Source organism: Bartonella sp. AP58NXGY, assembly GCF_042195785.1.
Taxonomy (GTDB): Bacteria; Pseudomonadota; Alphaproteobacteria; order Rhizobiales; family Rhizobiaceae; genus Bartonella.
Genome location: NZ_JBHIOY010000119.1, coordinates 300 through 991, shown reverse-complemented (window position 1 = coordinate 991; position 692 = coordinate 300). Strand labels below are relative to the sequence as shown.

The window sequence follows — 692 nt, the reverse complement described above, 5'->3', positions numbered from 1 at the left end:
TGATATTTGTTTTCTAGCTTCATTATTATTAAATAGAGAGATGAAGAATTTGGACTATTTAGTTTTTTATTCATGAGATTTTGAAATATAAAACGATTATTCAATATACAAATTCATTTTAATAAAGGTTTTCTATACGCTTTTCTGTTTCCTTGATTGAAAGGGATAACGCATGGTTTATGCATTGCTTCAAACACTGGCTTGGATTTTTGATCTTTATATTTATATTTTAATCTCTAGTGTCATTTTTTCTTGGCTTTATGTTTTTAATATCATAAATTCGCGCAATCGCTTTGTTATTTTGATAGGAAACTTTCTATATCGCCTTACAAATCCCGTTTTAAGCCCCATCCGGAAAATTTTACCATATTTGGGAACAATTGATATTTCGCCTATTGTGGTGTTCATTATTATTTATTTTATTCGTAATTTCATGTGGCGCGTTTACGCAAGCATGTATCTATAGAAATACGATTTAAGGTAAATACATGTTTTATCAAGTTGATAAAAATAACTTGATTTTGTTTGTATATCTCATTCCCAAATCATCCGTTGACAAAATAATAGGGATTGAAAGTAAGGATGGTGAAAAACAATATCTGACTATACGCCTTCGTGCTGTTCCTGAAGATGGAAAAGCAAATAAAGCTCTCATTAAATTTCTTGCGAAGCAGTGGAAAATTCCACCTTCT

2 protein-coding genes are annotated in these 692 nt (G+C 30.1%); both read left to right on the top strand.

The features are described from left to right. Window positions 1-172 precede the first annotated feature (172 nt). Entirely contained in the window at window positions 173-466 is a 294-nt protein-coding gene (locus ACFINC_RS09875) for a YggT family protein (RefSeq protein ID WP_375617099.1), read from the top strand. A gap of 22 nt (window positions 467-488) precedes the next feature. Beyond that, on the top strand, window positions 489-692 hold a 204-nt coding region (locus tag ACFINC_RS09870), incomplete at its 3' end, for a DUF167 domain-containing protein (RefSeq protein ID WP_375617098.1).

What these genes read in the sequence shown, in the direction of transcription:
- ACFINC_RS09875 (WP_375617099.1), top strand. Translation starts at nt 173, where the DNA reads ATGGTTTATGCATTGCTTCAAACACTGGCTTGGATTTTTGATCTTTAT.